Here is a 16,420-nt window from a genome sequence, read left to right as displayed (position 1 = left end):
TATCGCTAGTTGTACATTATTACTGTTATTATATTACAAATAAAATGCTATCTCAAGGGAAAAAGCAACAAAAACCAGTATTTCCGTTATAACTGTGAATAATTTTATGCGTCTGGTGCACAATATAGATGAGCCTTGATATGGTATCGAACATATGTACTTGTTTTGGGGAGCGGATTGTGTTATACTTTACAATCACAGTGGGCAAGTATTACAGAAATGGAGATAACCTATGGGTAAACATGATGAATTGACCAAATATATAAAAATACGAGGAGCCAGAGAACATAATCTCAAAGGGATTGATATTGATATACCACGCGATGAGTTTGTTGTTTTGACCGGGCTTAGCGGATCCGGCAAATCATCGCTGGCTTTTGATACGATCTATGCGGAAGGGCAGAGACGTTATATGGAGTCGTTATCTTCATATGCCAGAATGTTCTTGGGTCGGATGGAAAAACCGAATGTAGAAAGCATAGAGGGACTGTCGCCGGCAATTTCGATCGACCAGAAGTCGACCAATCGCAATCCGCGTTCTACGGTTGGAACCGTGACAGAAATATATGATTATTTTCGCCTGCTTTATGCACGTATTGGTATTCCGCACTGTCCAAAGTGTGGCCAGGAGATCAAGCGTCAGACGGTCGACCAGATCGTGGATGAGATCATGACATATCCGCAGGGAACGAGGCTGCAGCTTCTTGCGCCTGTTGTGCGTGGACGCAAAGGTGAACATGCAAAAGTATTTGCTTCAGCCAAAAAGAGCGGTTATGTGCGTGTTGTTGTGGATGGACATATTTATGATCTTTCCGAAGAGATCAAATTAGAGAAGAACAAAAAGCACAATATTGAAATTTTAGTAGATCGTCTTGTCGTTCGCGAGGGGATTGAAAAGCGTCTGGCTGACTCGATCGAGAGTGTTATGCGCCTGTCGGATGGACTCTTGATCGTAGACATTCCCGGGGATCGTCAGATTAATTTCAGTCAGAGTTTTTCCTGTGCAGACTGTGGTATCAGCATAGAAGAGATTGAACCGCGCAGTTTTTCGTTCAACAACCCGTTTGGTGCATGTGAAACCTGTGCCGGTATTGGCTATAAGATGGAGTTTGCGGAGGAATTGTTTGTGCCGGATCCATCGGTAAGCCTGGCAGATGGGGCAATCGTGGTGATCGGCTGGCAGTCTTCTAAGGATCCGGGGAGTTATACAAGATGTACGCTGGAAGCATTGGCAAAGTCGTATGATTTTGATCTGAATACACCATATGGTGAGCTGCCGCCGGAGATTCGTCATATGATCATGCATGGCACGGATGGCAGAGTGGTACAGGTGCATTATCGCGGTCAGCGGGGGATCGGAGTATATGATGTAGCATTTGAGGGCGTGATCAAAAATGTGCAAAGACGGTATCGAGAGACTCATTCCGAGACGACACGTCGGGAATATGAGAGCTTTATGCGGATCACTCCTTGTGAGACATGTCATGGCAAGCGATTGAAAGAGTCTTCACTGGCTGTGACGGTAGGAGATAAAAATATTGCAGAGGTGACAGAAATGTCAATCCGTGATCTGCAGCAGTTTATGCAGTCCCTGACATTAACGAAGAGACAGCAGACGATAGGGGAGCTGGTGCTTCGAGAAATACATGCACGAGTTGGCTTTTTGATGGATGTTGGATTGGATTATCTGAGTTTGGCCCGCAATGCGGGTACGTTGTCCGGAGGTGAGGCGCAGCGTATCCGTTTGGCAACACAGATTGGTTCCGGCTTGGTCGGAGTAGCTTATATTTTGGATGAACCAAGTATAGGACTTCATCAAAGAGATAATGACAAACTCTTAAAAACTTTATTAAAATTACGTGATCTGGGCAATACATTGATCGTGGTCGAGCATGATGAGGACACAATGCTGGCAGCAGATCATATTGTTGATATTGGTCCCGGAGCGGGAGCGTTTGGCGGTGAAGTTGTGGCACAGGGAACAGCACAGGAGATCATGCAGAACGAAGACTCTTTGACGGGGGCATATCTTAGTGGTCGAAAGCAGATCGCAATTCCATCAAAACGCCGCAAGCCGGCAGGCTGGGTTGAGGTGCGGGGCGCAGCGGAGAATAATCTCAAAAATGTCAACGTGAAGTTTCCGGTTGGAGTGATGACCTGTGTGACAGGCGTATCAGGTTCCGGTAAGAGTTCGTTGGTCAATGAAGTATTATATAAGAGCCTGGCAAAGCAGCTTAATCGTGCGAGATGCATCCCCGGCAAGCATAAGTCGATCAAAGGACTGGAACAATTGGACAAGGTAATTGATATTGATCAGTCGCCGATCGGTCGGACACCACGTTCAAATCCGGCAACGTATACCGGGGTGTTTGACATGATCCGTGATCTTTTCGCCTCCACGCCGGATGCTAAGGCAAAGGGTTACAAGAAAGGTCGTTTCAGCTTTAATGTGAAAGGCGGACGATGTGAGGCATGTGGCGGCGATGGAATTGTTAAGATAGAGATGAATTTCTTGCCGGATATTTATGTTCCATGTGAGGTATGTGAAGGCAAACGATACAACCGTGAGACGCTGGATGTCAAGTATAAAGGTAAGAGCATTTTTGATGTGCTTGATATGACAGTGGATGAGGCACTTCCATTTTTCGAGGCGATACCATCTATCCGTCGCAAGATAGAGACACTGCATGATGTCGGTTTATCTTATGTCAAACTTGGCCAGCCTTCGACAACGCTATCCGGTGGAGAAGCACAGCGAATAAAGCTTGCAACGGAACTTAGCCGGCGCAGCACCGGTAAAACAGTTTACATTTTGGATGAGCCGACGACAGGACTACATTTTGCGGATGTGGATCGCTTGATCAGCATTTTGCATCGGCTGGCAGAAAGTGGCAATACGGTGATCGTGATCGAACACAATCTTGACGTGATCAAGACAGCGGATTATATTATTGATCTGGGACCGGAAGGTGGCGACAAAGGTGGAACCGTCATTGCTACGGGGACGCCGGAGAAAGTTGCGGATAATCCGAATTCGTACACCGGAGTATATATTAAAAAGATGCTTGACAAACAGAAATGAGGATGGGTTATGAATGATCACAAAGGTTTTTTTGCAATGATGGCACGAATGAAATATATAGAGCGTTGGGCATTGATGCGCAATTCGGTGTCGGAGAATATATGCGAGCATTCGCTGGAGGTTGCTATGCTTGCACATGGTTTAGGGATTATCGGCCGGAAACGGTTTGGAAAGGATCTTTCGCCGGAACGTCTTGCAATGTTAGGGATGTATCATGATTGTACGGAGATCATTACCGGAGATATGCCGACTCCGGTTAAGTATGCCAATGATGAGCTTAAAGAAGCATACAAGGCGATTGAAGATTCAGCAGCACATCGTTTGCTGGAAATGCTGCCGGAAGATCTGAGAGCGGAATATGAGTCGTATTTCCTGCCGGAACAGATTACGCCGGAAGAGTATCGTTATGTGAAAGCTGCCGATAAATTATCAGCGTTGATCAAATGCATAGAGGAAGAAAAGACCGGTAATCAGGAGTTTCGCAGTGCGAAGCAGGCAACTTACGAATCCCTGCAGCAAATGAATATGCCGGAGGTGACGGTGTTCTGTGAAACGTTTTTGCCGGAGTATTATAAGACTTTGGATGAATTAGAACATTGATCTGATTGTGATAGAAAGGGAGGCAAAATTATGCCCGGAGTGTTATTTGAAGGTGGCTCATTTCGAGCAATTTTTAGCTGTGGAGTGATGGACGCATTATTGGAGCAGGATGTAATGTTTCCGTATTGCATTGGTGTGTCGGCAGGAGCTGCAGATTCCGCCAGTTATATTTCGCGACAGAAGGAACGAAATCTGAATATGCTGCTGCGGTATCGTAATGATAAACGTTATATGGGACTGCGAAATTATTTTAAGAAAGAGCATAGTTTGTTTGGCGTAGATTTTGTTTTTCGAAAAATGCCCAATGTTTTGTTCCCATTTGATATGGATACCTTTCAGAATTATGCCGGAGATTATGTTGTGGTAACAACGGATGCCAATACCGGCAAACCACATTATTTTCATAAAGAAGACGTAGATGATCGATTTGATGTGATTTGTGCCAGTTGTGCGCTGCCGGTGTATTTTCAGGCGGTGCATATTGGAGGGGGAGCATATTATGATGGCGGTGTATCTGATCCCGTGCCGATCCGTCGACTACAGAGAGACGGACATCACAAAGCATTGATCGTTTTAACCAGACCGGAAGGTTATCGTAAAGCGTGCGGCAGATCGGATCGCTTTGCAGCGGGAGTGCTGCGCAGACGATATCCGGCAATCGCAGATAATTTATTGCATCGCTACAAGACATATAATGAATCGGTACAAATATGTGAAAAGATGCAGGAGGAAGGCAATGCCGTATTGATCCGCCCGTCAGAACCGCTTAGCAGCTTTGAAAAAGATACGGATGTACTGCGTCGTTCATACCAAATGGGGTATGATATGGCAATGAACCGGATGGATGAGATCAAGGCATTATTTTAGGCAAAAAACATTGGAATCCTTTGAAATAGCAAAGGAAATGAAAAATTTATACATTTTTTATTTCTTTTTTTAGGGAAATAGGGTATAATAGGCATGGTTTTTGAAAACTAACTCTGCAAAGAGGCATAAAATGCGGGTTTGCAGAAATCTATTCTTCCACAGTGGAAGAGAATCAAAAGATGGAGGGAAAAGTTATGTTAGTATCAGCAAAAGAGATGCTTACCAAAGCAAAAGCTGGCAAGTATGCAGTAGGTCAGTTCAACATCAACAATCTGGAGTGGACAAAGTCTATTCTTTTGACAGCACAGGAATTAAAGTCCCCTGTTATTTTAGGTGTGTCTGAGGGCGCAGGAAAGTATATGTGCGGTTACAAGACAATTGTTGGTATGGTAAATGGTATGATTGAAGAGCTTGGAATCACTGTTCCTGTAGCACTTCATTTGGATCATGGTTCATATGAAGGAGCAAAGGCATGTATTAATGCAGGATTCTCATCCATCATGTTTGACGGATCTAGTCTTCCGATTGAGGAGAACATCGCTAAGACAACAGAGCTTGTTAATGCATGTGGTATCTTAGGTCTTTCTTTGGAAGCCGAGGTAGGTTCTATCGGTGGTGAAGAAGATGGTGTTATAGGTGCAGGTGAGTGTGCAGATCCAGATGAGTGCAAGGCGATTGCGGATCTTGGTGTTACAATGCTTGCAGCAGGTATCGGTAATATCCATGGTAAATATCCGGAAAACTGGGCAGGATTAAGTTTCGAGACATTGGATGCAATCCAGGCCAAGACAGGAGATATGCCATTAGTATTGCACGGTGGTACAGGTATTCCGGCAGACATGATCAAGAAAGCAATCTCTTTGGGTGTTGCTAAGATTAATGTAAATACAGAGTGCCAGTTAGCATTCCAGGAAGCTACTCGTAAATATATCGAAGAGGGTAAAGACCTTCAGGGTAAAGGATTTGATCCTCGTAAGCTTCTTGCACCGGGTGCTGAGGCAATCAAGGCTACCGTTAAAGAGAAGATGGAATTGTTCGGATCTGTAGGTAAGGCTGAGTAATGATACTGTCGTAATTGTACGTGAAGAGGTATTGTATAGCATAGAAGCAGGAAACAATTTTGTGGCAAAAGAGACAGAATTGTTTCCTGTTTTCCACTATACGGAGTAAAGTGCCGGTGTATTTTTAGAAAAGCAGTGACACTGTAACACGATACAGATTCATGTAGAGTAGAAATGAGGATTAGTGTGAATCGAGCAGAATTTTTGTCTATATTACGTGAGAGTTTGGAAGGAAATATGCCGAAAGAGGATGTGGAAGCTAATCTTCGGTATTATCGGGATTATTTTGCACAGAGCGAACACAGTGACAAAGAGGTTTGTGAAGAGCTGGGAGATCCCCGTCTTATTGCAAAGTCCCTGATCGATGCATATATGGCATCTAAAGGATCTGATGCAAATCAATATATGGATCAGGCGCGCAGTGAATACAGCCAGACTTATGGAGAAACTTATGGGCATGAGACGGAGAATGGTATTTCGAAACTATTTCGTTATCTTATCATAGGTGCAGGAATTGTAGTTTTTATGATATTGCTAGTTTTTTTGCTCCGCTTTGCGTTGGTGATCTTAGTGCCGATTGCATTGATCGTGATTGCTTTAAAGTTGATTCGAGGAGATTTTTAGCAGGCAATATTTAGTTAAAGGATAGAAATTAGTACGATGTATAAGATATTAGCAAAAGATGGAAGAGCAAAACGTGCACAGCTTGAGACAGTGCATGGAACAATACAGACACCTGTTTTTATGAATGTTGGAACGGTTGGTGCGATGAAAGGTGCAGTTGCGACTACAGATATGCAGCATCTTAAGACACAAGTGATGCTGTGTAACACATATCATCTGCATGTTCGCCCTGGCGATAAGATTATTCGCCAACTGGGAGGATTACATCATTTTGTGGCATGGGATAAGCCGATCTTGACAGATTCCGGTGGATTTCAGGTGTTTTCTTTGGCGGGATTGCGTAAGATCAAAGAAGAAGGCGTGTATTTCAATTCACATATTGATGGACACAAGATATTTATGGGCCCGGAAGAGAGTATGCAGATTCAGTCTAATATAGCGTCAACGATAGCGATGGCATTTGATGAGTGCCCGCCACATCCGGCAACAAGAAAGTATATGCAGGATTCTGTGGATCGCACAACACGCTGGCTGGAACGCTGCAAGAAAGAGATGGCAAGGTTGAATGCTTTGCCGGATACGATCAATCCGAATCAGATGTTATTTGGTATTAACCAAGGTGGAACATTTCAGGATATTCGTATTGAACATGCAAAACGTATTTCGGAGATGGATCTGGATGGCTACGCATTAGGTGGATTAGCAGTCGGAGAATCGCACGAAGAGATGTATCGCATCTTGGATGAGACGGTACCATATCTTCCGGAAAATAAACCGACATATTTGATGGGTGTCGGGACTCCTGCTAATATTTTAGAGGCAGTAGAGCGTGGCGTTGACTTTTTTGATTGTGTGTATCCGGCGCGTAACGGTCGTCATGGACATGCATACACAAATCATGGAAAGATGAATCTGTTAAATGCCAAATATGAATTAGATGACAGACCATTGGATGAAACATGCGATTGTCCGGTATGCAAGCACTATAGCAGAGCGTATATCCGCCATCTGCTTAAGGCAAAGGAAATGCTTGGACTTCGTCTTATGGTAACGCATAATTTGTATTTTTATAACACAATGATGGAAGAAATACGTGATGCCATTGAAAAAGGGTGTTACGCACAATATAAAAAGCAAAAATTAGAACAATTACAGGAGGAAACAAAATGAATTTAGCAGTATTAGCAGGACAGGCAGGATCACAGAATGCAGGAGGAAGTATCATGACAATGGTAATTCTTTATGCCGTTATCATTGGTATCTTTTGGTTCTTTGCAATCCGTCCACAGAGCAAACAGAAGAAAGAGCATGAGACCTTACTCAGTACGTTAGAAGTTGGAGACAGCATTCTGACGACAAGTGGTTTTTTTGGCGTTGTAATTGACATCAAGGATGAGATTGTTATCGTTGAGTTTGGCAGCAACAAAAACTGCCGTATTCCAATGAAAAAGGATAACATTGTTGAGATTGACAAACAGACTGAGGATTAAGATCTTACTAAGGCTTCTCATACCGGAAGGATTTGAGGTATGGGAAGTTTACATGCAAAGATTGTGTAGATGCAACAGAATATGACAAGAAAAACAGCCTCTGAAGGTATTATGTAATACTTCAGAGGCTGTTTTTGGAATATTATTTTGCTGCGCTGATCGTTGACTTTATGAGCGCGCAGCATATTCTTTCATTTGCTGCAGATATTCGTAAGGTACAGCAAGGTGTCCCATGCCGGAACCAAGGGAAATGTGTGGCTTATTTGTTCCATGGAAATCAGAACCGCCACTGGGAAGCAGGTCAAATTTTTTGGCAATATTTCGGATGAAATATTCATCTTGTTTGCTATAAGTGGAATATTTAACCTCTATACCTAACAGACCATATTCCTTTAATTCGGTGAGCAGGCTGCAAAGTTCCTTTTCGGAAAGATGATAGAGAAGTGGATGCGCCAGTATTGGCACGCCACCGGCGGCTAAGATTGTTTTGATCCCCTCTTCTCTGCTAATATATTCGCGTGGTACATAATAAGGTGCTGAGGGGTCAAGGTAACCATCAAAAGCTTCAGCGGTATTCTTCACAACGCCATACTTGATCAATAGACGTGCAAAGTGTGCTCTTGTGACAACAGCATCTGGATTTCCATTTGTCAATTCTTCCATTGTGATCGGAATGTTATCCCGCCGAAAGCGTGCAGCCATTTCTTCATTACGAGCGTCTCGACGTTTGATCATGATCTGTGACATTTTCTGAAATCCTTCATGCGTATGATCAATAAATAATCCCACGATGTGAATATCGCGGTCACGAAAACCGACAGACAATTCAGTCCCCGGGATGGCCTCGATCGCCATATCTTTAGCGGCTTCTAAAAAATCCGGAATACCCTCCACTGTATCATGATCTGTCAGAGCGATTGCCTGCAAACCGCAGGAAACAGCCTTATTAACAAGCTCTGACGGGGAACATGTCCCGTCGGAAAATGTAGAATGTGTATGTAAATCAACGGTTCCCATAAGTATCTACCCTTTCTTGTTTTGAACACTCAAATATCACATTTATTATGGATGTGTGAAGTAAGAGTGTATTTATTGTATATTTACGGTATCAGTATAGCATAATTAGGCAAAAGAAGCATACATAAAATATAGTATGTAAGATTCGTGTGAAGGAGGCTGTTTTTTTGAAAAAAAATGTCATTTCATTTTGTGTTGTGTTGGGGCTTATGTATGTGTTTTCTGTTATTCTGCTTGGTATTGGGTCGGTCATCATCTGGAAAACAGGTGTAACGGCAAAGAGTATCAGCATGGCGGTTATTCTTGTATACGTACTTAGCTGCTTTGGAGGAGGATTTCTTCTAGGTAAAAAAACGGGAAGCCGCAAATTGTTATGGGGATGCTTGATTGGAGCTGTTTATTTTGGAATTTTGCTGTTGATCGGTCTTGTTGCCGGTAATACAACACTTGCTGGAAATTCTTGGATATTTAGTGGTGGAATTGTGTGTGCAGTAGCTGGAATGGTCGGTGGAATGCTTGCTCCGGTATCAGAAGGATAATTGTTACATTTATTTAATAGAAAAGTAACTAATCTGTGATACTATTCATGAGGAATATGTTATCATAGGTAAATGCGTGGCTTGACTATAGAGCTGTCAAGTTGCTGAATATAAATAAATGGAGGGGCTATTATGGTAACAAAGGAAGACGAAAAGATAATGGAGAGTTTATCGGATCGAAGCCGCAGAGAACGGAGCGAACGTAGAAGAAACAGACGCAGAAGTGGTTTGATCTTCGGAAATATAGCATTAGCGCTTGGCATCGTGGTCGTTGTTTTGGTAATTCGAGTGATCGCGTTGGGTACACCGAATGCAGATAAGGAGAAAGCTGCTCATAAAATAGCAGAGAAGGCAACGGCAACACCGATCGCAACACCGACTGCATCGCCGACGGCGACGCCGAATGGCGCAGATCATTGGATCCGTAAAGATTTGGATGCATCAAAGCCGATGATTGCATTTACATTTGACGATGGTCCATATGCTAAGGTGACCAGACGCATTTTAAAAGCATTGAATAAAAGCAACGGACGCGCCACTTTCTTTGTGGTAGGTAATCGTGTGCCGGAATTTAGCGAAACACTTGCGTTACAGTATGAGCAAGGTAATCAGATCGGAAGCCACACCTTTGATCATAAGGACTTGAGCAAAATGAAAGCCAAGAAGATCAAATGGGAAATTAATAAAACCAATCAAAAAGTATCAAAAGTTATTGGGTGTAATACTACAGCGCTTAGACCGCCTTATGGTAATGTGAGCGATACAATGCGTAAAACGATCAAAACGCCGATGTATTATTGGAGCATCGATAGCGAGGACTGGAAGAGCAGAAATGCAAATTCCATTGTGAAACGTTGCAAGGATGCAAAAGATGGTGATATCATATTGATGCATGATCTATATCCTACGACTGCAGATGCGGTAGAAAGATTGGCACCATATTTTGTTAAAAAAGGATTCCAATTGGTAACACTTGACGAGATGTTTTATTACAAGCACAAGGATGCAGAGCCGGGAAATGTGTATTTTTCCGCACGATAAATCCGGATATAACAAATGAAAATAAAATGAATTGAGATTGGCAAGGATTTGATGATTCAAACCTTGCCAATTGTATATTTACTATGGTATAATGATATTTGGCGTGATTTCTTATTCACGCAAAAATTGCAGTTATTAAAAGGAGAAAAGCAACATGAAGAACAAGAAAAAGGGATTACTGCATATTATTGTTATTTTAGCAGTAATTGCACTGTGTTCTTTTACTACTTTGGTAGGCTTTACAAAAGCGCATAAAGGAAGCGCACGTAACATCAAGCTTGGTCTCGATCTGGCTGGTGGAGTAAGTATTACCTATGATGTAGTAGGGGACAAGCCAACGGATGCCGAATTGAAAGATACGGTAACGATGATGCAGAAACGTGCAGAGGTACATAGTACGGAGTCATCGGTAGTTACTGATGAGAAGGGCCGTATCGTGATCGATATTCCGGGTGTTGATGATGCAGAGAAAGTATTGTCAGATTTAGGTAAGGAAGGTTCTTTGGACTTTGTCGCACAGGATGACATGGATCTGTCCAGTGGCAAGCCGGTTTATACAAAGACAATTTGTACCGGTAAAGACATCAAGAGTGCAGAGGCCGGAACGACACAGGATGAATCTACCAAGACGAAAAAGTACGTTGTATCATTGAAGTTTAAGAGCAAGGGCACTAAGGCATTTGCTACAGCAACAGAAGAAGCAGCACCTTCTCATAAGATGATCTACATCGTATACGATGGAAAAGTAATTTCTAATCCGGGTGTAACTGAGGCAATCACAAATGGTGAGGCACAGATCTCCGGTGGATTTAAGACATATGATGAGGCAGAAGAACTTGCTTCTTATATCCGTATCGGTGCACTTCCGGTCGAGTTAAAGGCAGCACAGTCTCAGGTGGTAGGTGCACAGCTTGGTCTTGACGCAATTCAGTCCAGTTTGTTAGCCGGTGCGATCGGTTTTGGATTGGTTGTATTATTTATGATCATTTTCTACCGTCTGCCAGGTTTGGCATCTTCTATCGCATTGGTGTTCTATTTGGGACTGATGTTAGTAGCTTTGAATGTCTTAGATATTACACTGACACTTCCTGGTATCGCCGGTATCATATTGAATATCGGTATGGCGGTCGATGCGAACGTAATTATCTTTACGCGTATTAAGGAAGAGCTTGCCAAAGGAAAATCCGTTCAGTCGGGTATTAAGATTGGTTTTGACAAGGCGTTATCTGCTATCGTTGATGGTAACGTAACCACCTTGATCGCTGCAGCAGTATTGTATGTAAAGGGATCCGGTACAGTTAAGGGCTTTGCTACAACATTGGCACTTGGTATCATTTTATCCATGTTTACAGCACTTGTTATTACGAAGTTGCTGTTGAATGCGATGTATTCCCTTGGTATGGATGATGTGAAATACTTCGGTGTGGAGAAGCCGAGAAAGCCGATTCACTTTGTGGAAAATCGCTTGAAGTTTTTCTGCATTTCCGGTGCAATCATTTTGGCATGTGTTGTTACCTTAGGTGTTAATAAAGCATCCAGATGCGGTGGTAACATTTTGAATTATGGTTTGGATTTCTTAGGAGGTACTACGTATGACATTACCTTCCCGGATAAAACAGATCTGAATGCAGATCTTAAGTCTGATCTTGAGAAACTGTTTAGTAAGACGGCAAAATCTAACGATGTAGTCATTTCAGAAGTTGCCGGACGCAATGCATTGTCTGTCAAGACAGTTGAGTTGAACGAGAAACAGCGTAATACGTTAAATGCAACATTAGAGAAGACTTATGGTGTTGATGAGAAAAATATTGAGAATCAGAATATCAGTGCTTCGGTATCGGATGATATGAAGAGCGATGCTGTGACAGCAGTAGTTATCGCAGTTATCTGTATGTTGATCTATATCTGGTTCCGATTCAAAGACGTTATATTTGCGGGAAGTGCAGTACTTGCATTGATACATGACGTTATTGCTGTCATTTTGGTATATGGTTTGACAAAGATTTCCGTCGGAAATACATTTATCGCATGTATGCTGACAATTGTCGGATATTCCATCAATGCAACAATCGTCATCTTTGACCGTATTCGCGAGAACTTACAGGTTCATAGCAGCGAAGAAGCATTGGCTGAGGTTGTTAATGAGAGTATCACACAGACATTGACACGAAGCATTAACACTTCATTAACAACAATTATCACAGTTGTTGTACTTGCAATCCTTGGTGTTGATTCTGTCAAAGACTTTGCAATTCCGTTGTTAGCCGGTTTTATCTGCGGTGGTTATTCTTCCGTATGTATCACTGGTACACTGTGGTATTCTTGGAAACGCGTACAGTTTAAGCGTAAGAAAGCTAAGAAGTAAAAGCGCTCTTATAAGGCAAGGATAGATTAAATATAGCGTTGCTTTTAGTGACGTTACCGAATAAAAACAGGCATTTTGAAAATTATTCAAAATGCCTGTTTTTTATTTGCCAGTCAATCTATTTTTGGCATACGAAAGATACCCAGTCACCCATGGTGTTACGCTCCAGTATCGTAAAGTTATTGCGAAGCAATGCTTGTTCAACCGCATCTGATTTTTCGTTAAGAATACCAGAGGAAATAAAGATGCCGCCCGGTTTTATGAAATCGCCGATATAATCGGAAAGTGGAATGATCACATCCGCCAAGATATTTGCTACAGCAATATCAAACGGTTCGCCGGTCTGTTTTTTGACGGCAGCAGCATCTTCTAATATGTTTGCGTGAATAGCAGTGATGCGAGAGGCATCAATGCCATTAATCTCAGCGTTTTCGGTTGTTCCGGTTACGGCAGAGGGGTCTATATCCAGACAAAAGGCTGATTTTGCACCACATAGCAGAGCAGCAATTGCCAAAATACCGCTGCCGCAGCCGGCATCCATAAGACGTGTATCGTCATGAATATAATTACGCAGTGACAGGAGGCATAATTTGGTTGTTTCATGTGTTCCGGTGCCAAAGGCCGAACCGGGATCAATAGATAACACAATATCACTTTCCGAACAATCTTCTGGTACAGGCTCCCAAGTGGGCTTGATCAGAACATCATCAGCAATGCGGAAAGGTTTGAAATTTTCTTTCCATTTGTCTTTCCATGCACTATCGTCCTCAACCTGATATGTCAATTCGCTGAATGTGATCGGAGCAAATGAAGAAGCTTTCTCTACACGTGTAGTGAAAGCTTTGATAAATGCTTCCGGCTTTGTTAAAAGACGATCTGGTACATTTTGCTCGATTTCTGCATCACGCAATGATGAGCCGGTGCTATAAAAAGCATCGGAATCTCCATCAATGACATCACTGTAAAATACTAAAACAGCTTCGCCGTTGTCTGGTGGGAGTTCCGCCGGAATATCCGTATACATTTTGCGTTCTTCTTCCGCTGATAAAGGAACATTATCCTGTAATTCATAGCCATTCACTCCAAATTCTGTCAACAATTCACCGATCCTGCTGCTCGCATCGGTTGTTGTCTTAAGTTCATATCTGATCCACTGCATATTTTCCTCATCTTTCCAAATCCAAAATTAGACCAAAACAAAAAATAGATTTCGTCTAAAAATAGACTTACTGTGTCACAACTGCTATACTAAACACAAACTTTCCACCTATGAAAAGTTTGCGCTTATGACTCGAACTTCGCACGTCCATAGACACTGTCAGGCCACATATTGCTTGTTATGTCATAATACTTGCGCATGATTTCTGCGCATAATGGAGTTTCGAAGAAACTCCCAAGATAAGCACAGTGTGCTTATAATGTCCATAATATGTCAGCTATTTTGCAGCCAACAAACTAAATTGTTCTGCTATCAGGGTACTAAGATAATTGCCACAGAACCCACAGTTTTTACAGTGATTTCTAAATTTTGTTGTCTCTGATGGTTGATTTACATGTCTTTCGGAAATTCGAAGTCCCGGAAGCAAGGTAATCATCATTTTTGAAAGGGACTTTGCGCTCGTCGTTACTTATGTCTCGTACTTCAGAGACATTAAGTAACGTGACGTAGCGCATCGTAGCGAAAGCGTCCCGTCCAAAAATGGATGATACTTTACTAGACCGGGACATCTCAGACATTCCTTCAGGCATGTATTCATCAGAGACTTAACAAAATAAGAAATCACGTAAAAACTAATTGCGGCAAGGCAATTGCTATAGTTCCCTGATGGCAGAATCCACCAGGTAGTGGCTGCAAAATATGATATGGCTATCGACATAATAAGCAATATGTGGCCAGGCGGCAACCTTCAATGTGCGAAGGTTGAGTGTATGATTATTATAACAGAGGAAGAATGGAGAAACAACTAATGAAGCAATGGGTAACAACGCGCTGCAGGGCTGATCTTTCAAAGGTTGCAGCAAGATATAATATATCGGAGACTTTTGCCGAGGTTCTTGTAAAACGAGGACTGTATGATTGGGCATCGATGGACGGATATTTGTTTGATGATATGGTATCGATTCCTAAGGCGTCAGAAATGCTTGGACTGTGTGAAGCGGCCGATCTTATAGAACAGAAGTTGTCACAGGGTAAAAAAATGCATATTGTCGGAGATTATGACGTAGATGGTGTGATGTCCACATATATATTATGTCATGGATTGCGCAGTTTAGGGGGAGATGTCAGCTTTCGGCTTCCACATCGGCAAAAAGATGGTTATGGGATCCGCGATTATATGGTCACTGAGGCGAAAGAGCAGGGAGTTGATACGATCATCACCTGCGACAACGGAATCTCGGCAGGACAGCCGATCCAAACAGCCAAAGAACTTGGGATGACGGTTGTATTGACGGATCATCACGAAGTGCCGATGAAAGACGGCGAAGAGCTGCTGCCATCGGCAGATGTTATCGTTGATCCAAAACAGAGCGTAGACAATTACCCATATCCGCAATTGTGCGGGGCAGGCATTGCCTATAAATTGATTTATGAATTATACCACAGAGCCGGTAAAAAAGGATGTGCCCGTGAATTGCTTCCTTTTGCGGCGATGGCAACGGTGTGTGATGTTGTTCCGCTTTATGGCGAAAATCGCAGCATTGTTCGAAGGGGGCTGGCGGGGATTCATCAGACGGGCAATATAGGCCTAAATGCACTGATAAAACATTTGGATTTTCACAAAGAGATTCGAGCAATGGATCTGGGATTTCGGATCGGCCCATGCATCAATGCTCCGGGGCGGTTACGAGATGCAACAGAGAGTTTGGAGCTTTTTATGGAGACAGATGCGGAATGCGCAGCGCAAAGAGCGGCAAGGATCGTAGAGACAAATGAAGAGCGCAAAGAGAGAACGCGCTCAATGACAAAACAGGCGGCAGAAGAAGTGCAGAAGCAGCCATTGCCGCCGGTGCTGGTTGTATATTTGCAGGAATGTCATGAAAGTGTTGCAGGAATCGTAGCCGGAAATCTTCGAGAACAATTTTACCGACCGGTGTATGTTATTACAGATTCGGGTGATCACCTGAAAGGGTCTGGCAGATCCATTCCGGGATATCATATGCAGCAAGAGCTGCAGGCATGTCAGAAATATTTGACGGAGTTTGGTGGTCATGCAGCCGCAGCGGGTTTTTCACTTCGCAGAGAGCAGTTGGAGGGGCTTAAGTCTGCTTTGTTAGCACATTGCAGCTTGACACAGGAGCAATTGATCGAAAAGGTGACATATGACAGAGAGGTCGCTTTAGCGGAAATGGATACGACACTTGTTACGCAGCTTTCTTGGATGGAACCGACCGGAGAGCAAAATGCGCCTGCGGTGTTTGCAAAACGTGATGCACAGATTGCCCAGATCCGAATGTGTGGAGCGGATATGCATATTGCACAGGTGCGTTTTGTGGAAAATGGAAAAATGTATCAGGCAGTGGATTTTAGCGGGGAAGAATGCATTGGAAATGCGGTGCGTGATCGTTATGGTGAACAGGTGTGGGAACGGTTAAAGCAGGGAGAGCGGGGAGAATATACGGTTGATATTTTGTTCTCTGTCAGTATCAATGAACGATATGGTTCGCTGCAATTGCAACTTATTGACTGCCAATAAAATATGCGATAAACTATATAACGAAGCTTGATTTTTCAT

General features: G+C 42.9%; 13 protein-coding genes. 11 read left to right on the top strand and 2 right to left on the bottom strand.

What is annotated here, in order from left to right; all coding sequences use genetic code 11:
• Window positions 1-232 precede the first annotated feature (232 nt).
• From uvrA to yajC, 7 genes are all read left to right on the top strand, one after another.
• Complete coding sequence (gene uvrA, locus ACSAJE_RS06745; RefSeq protein WP_118507829.1) at window positions 233-3,082, top strand: excinuclease ABC subunit UvrA; 2,850 nt, start codon at window positions 233-235, stop codon at window positions 3,080-3,082.
• Window positions 3,083-3,091: 9 nt separating this feature from the next.
• Window positions 3,092-3,682: a 5'-deoxynucleotidase gene (gene yfbR / locus ACSAJE_RS06740; protein ID WP_458010012.1), complete on the top strand. Its 591-nt coding sequence runs from the start codon at window positions 3,092-3,094 to the stop codon at window positions 3,680-3,682.
• Window positions 3,683-3,712: 30 nt separating this feature from the next.
• Window positions 3,713-4,549, top strand: coding sequence for a patatin-like phospholipase family protein (locus ACSAJE_RS06735; protein WP_458010011.1), 837 nt, complete (start codon window positions 3,713-3,715; stop codon window positions 4,547-4,549).
• A gap of 194 nt (window positions 4,550-4,743) precedes the next feature.
• A complete protein-coding gene (gene fba, locus ACSAJE_RS06730) occupies window positions 4,744-5,610 on the top strand; it encodes a class II fructose-1,6-bisphosphate aldolase (RefSeq protein ID WP_118690045.1) in 867 nt (288 codons plus the stop codon).
• A 186-nt stretch (window positions 5,611-5,796) separates the two neighbouring features.
• The gene (locus tag ACSAJE_RS06725) at window positions 5,797-6,234 is read left to right on the top strand and encodes a DUF1700 domain-containing protein (RefSeq protein WP_022025069.1); all 438 of its coding nucleotides are present in this window, start codon (window positions 5,797-5,799) and stop codon (window positions 6,232-6,234) included.
• A 36-nt stretch (window positions 6,235-6,270) separates the two neighbouring features.
• Window positions 6,271-7,404, top strand: coding sequence for a tRNA guanosine(34) transglycosylase Tgt (tgt, locus tag ACSAJE_RS06720; protein WP_118689960.1), 1,134 nt, complete (start codon window positions 6,271-6,273; stop codon window positions 7,402-7,404).
• Window positions 7,401-7,724, top strand: a complete 324-nt coding sequence (yajC, locus tag ACSAJE_RS06715) for a preprotein translocase subunit YajC (RefSeq protein ID WP_118689959.1) — start codon at window positions 7,401-7,403, stop codon at window positions 7,722-7,724. Before tgt ends, yajC begins: the two co-directional genes overlap by 4 nt.
• 168 nt (window positions 7,725-7,892) lie before the next feature.
• Here the strand turns inward: yajC and ACSAJE_RS06710 are convergent, their stop codons facing one another.
• Window positions 7,893-8,741: a PHP domain-containing protein gene (locus tag ACSAJE_RS06710; RefSeq protein ID WP_118507832.1), complete on the bottom strand. Its 849-nt coding sequence runs from the start codon at window positions 8,739-8,741 to the stop codon at window positions 7,893-7,895.
• 167 nt (window positions 8,742-8,908) lie between these two features.
• Between ACSAJE_RS06710 and ACSAJE_RS06705 the strand changes: the two genes are divergently transcribed.
• The 3 genes from ACSAJE_RS06705 (at window position 8,909) to secD (ending at window position 12,686) form a co-directional block, all read left to right on the top strand.
• Window positions 8,909-9,280 carry a TIGR04086 family membrane protein gene (locus tag ACSAJE_RS06705; RefSeq protein WP_458010010.1) on the top strand — a complete coding sequence of 124 codons (372 nt, stop codon included), beginning with the start codon at window positions 8,909-8,911 and terminating at the stop codon, window positions 9,278-9,280.
• Window positions 9,281-9,412: 132 nt separating this feature from the next.
• A complete protein-coding gene (locus ACSAJE_RS06700) occupies window positions 9,413-10,321 on the top strand; it encodes a polysaccharide deacetylase family protein (protein ID WP_118507833.1) in 909 nt (302 codons plus the stop codon).
• A 154-nt stretch (window positions 10,322-10,475) separates the two neighbouring features.
• A complete protein-coding gene (gene secD, locus ACSAJE_RS06695; protein WP_458010009.1) occupies window positions 10,476-12,686 on the top strand; it encodes a protein translocase subunit SecD in 2,211 nt (736 codons plus the stop codon).
• A 118-nt stretch (window positions 12,687-12,804) separates the two neighbouring features.
• On the opposite strand, the gene prmA is transcribed toward secD, so the two are convergent.
• Window positions 12,805-13,845 (bottom strand): 50S ribosomal protein L11 methyltransferase, encoded by a 1,041-nt coding sequence (prmA, locus tag ACSAJE_RS06690; RefSeq protein ID WP_458010008.1) that lies wholly within the window; start codon window positions 13,843-13,845, stop codon window positions 12,805-12,807.
• An 808-nt stretch (window positions 13,846-14,653) separates the two neighbouring features.
• On the opposite strand from prmA, the gene recJ reads away from it, so the two are divergent.
• The gene (gene recJ / locus ACSAJE_RS06685; RefSeq protein WP_458010007.1) at window positions 14,654-16,381 is read left to right on the top strand and encodes a single-stranded-DNA-specific exonuclease RecJ; all 1,728 of its coding nucleotides are present in this window, start codon (window positions 14,654-14,656) and stop codon (window positions 16,379-16,381) included.
• Window positions 16,382-16,420: the final 39 nt, after the last annotated feature.

The organism is Jutongia sp. SJQ-6 (assembly GCF_054161275.1).
The sequence above is the reverse complement of the archived record's forward strand: the minus strand, read 5'-3'. Positions and strand labels throughout refer to the sequence as shown.

What these genes read in the sequence shown, in the direction of transcription:
- yfbR (WP_458010012.1), top strand. Translation starts at nt 3,092, where the DNA reads ATGAATGATCACAAAGGTTTTTTTGCAATGATGGCACGAATGAAATAT.
- uvrA (WP_118507829.1), top strand. Translation starts at nt 233, where the DNA reads ATGGGTAAACATGATGAATTGACCAAATATATAAAAATACGAGGAGCC.
- yajC (WP_118689959.1), top strand. Translation starts at nt 7,401, where the DNA reads ATGAATTTAGCAGTATTAGCAGGACAGGCAGGATCACAGAATGCAGGA.
- recJ (WP_458010007.1), top strand. Translation starts at nt 14,654, where the DNA reads ATGAAGCAATGGGTAACAACGCGCTGCAGGGCTGATCTTTCAAAGGTT.
- ACSAJE_RS06735 (WP_458010011.1), top strand. Translation starts at nt 3,713, where the DNA reads ATGCCCGGAGTGTTATTTGAAGGTGGCTCATTTCGAGCAATTTTTAGC.
- prmA (WP_458010008.1), bottom strand. Translation starts at nt 13,845, where the DNA reads ATGCAGTGGATCAGATATGAACTTAAGACAACAACCGATGCGAGCAGC.
- ACSAJE_RS06700 (WP_118507833.1), top strand. Translation starts at nt 9,413, where the DNA reads ATGGTAACAAAGGAAGACGAAAAGATAATGGAGAGTTTATCGGATCGA.
- fba (WP_118690045.1), top strand. Translation starts at nt 4,744, where the DNA reads ATGTTAGTATCAGCAAAAGAGATGCTTACCAAAGCAAAAGCTGGCAAG.
- secD (WP_458010009.1), top strand. Translation starts at nt 10,476, where the DNA reads ATGAAGAACAAGAAAAAGGGATTACTGCATATTATTGTTATTTTAGCA.
- ACSAJE_RS06710 (WP_118507832.1), bottom strand. Translation starts at nt 8,741, where the DNA reads ATGGGAACCGTTGATTTACATACACATTCTACATTTTCCGACGGGACA.
- tgt (WP_118689960.1), top strand. Translation starts at nt 6,271, where the DNA reads ATGTATAAGATATTAGCAAAAGATGGAAGAGCAAAACGTGCACAGCTT.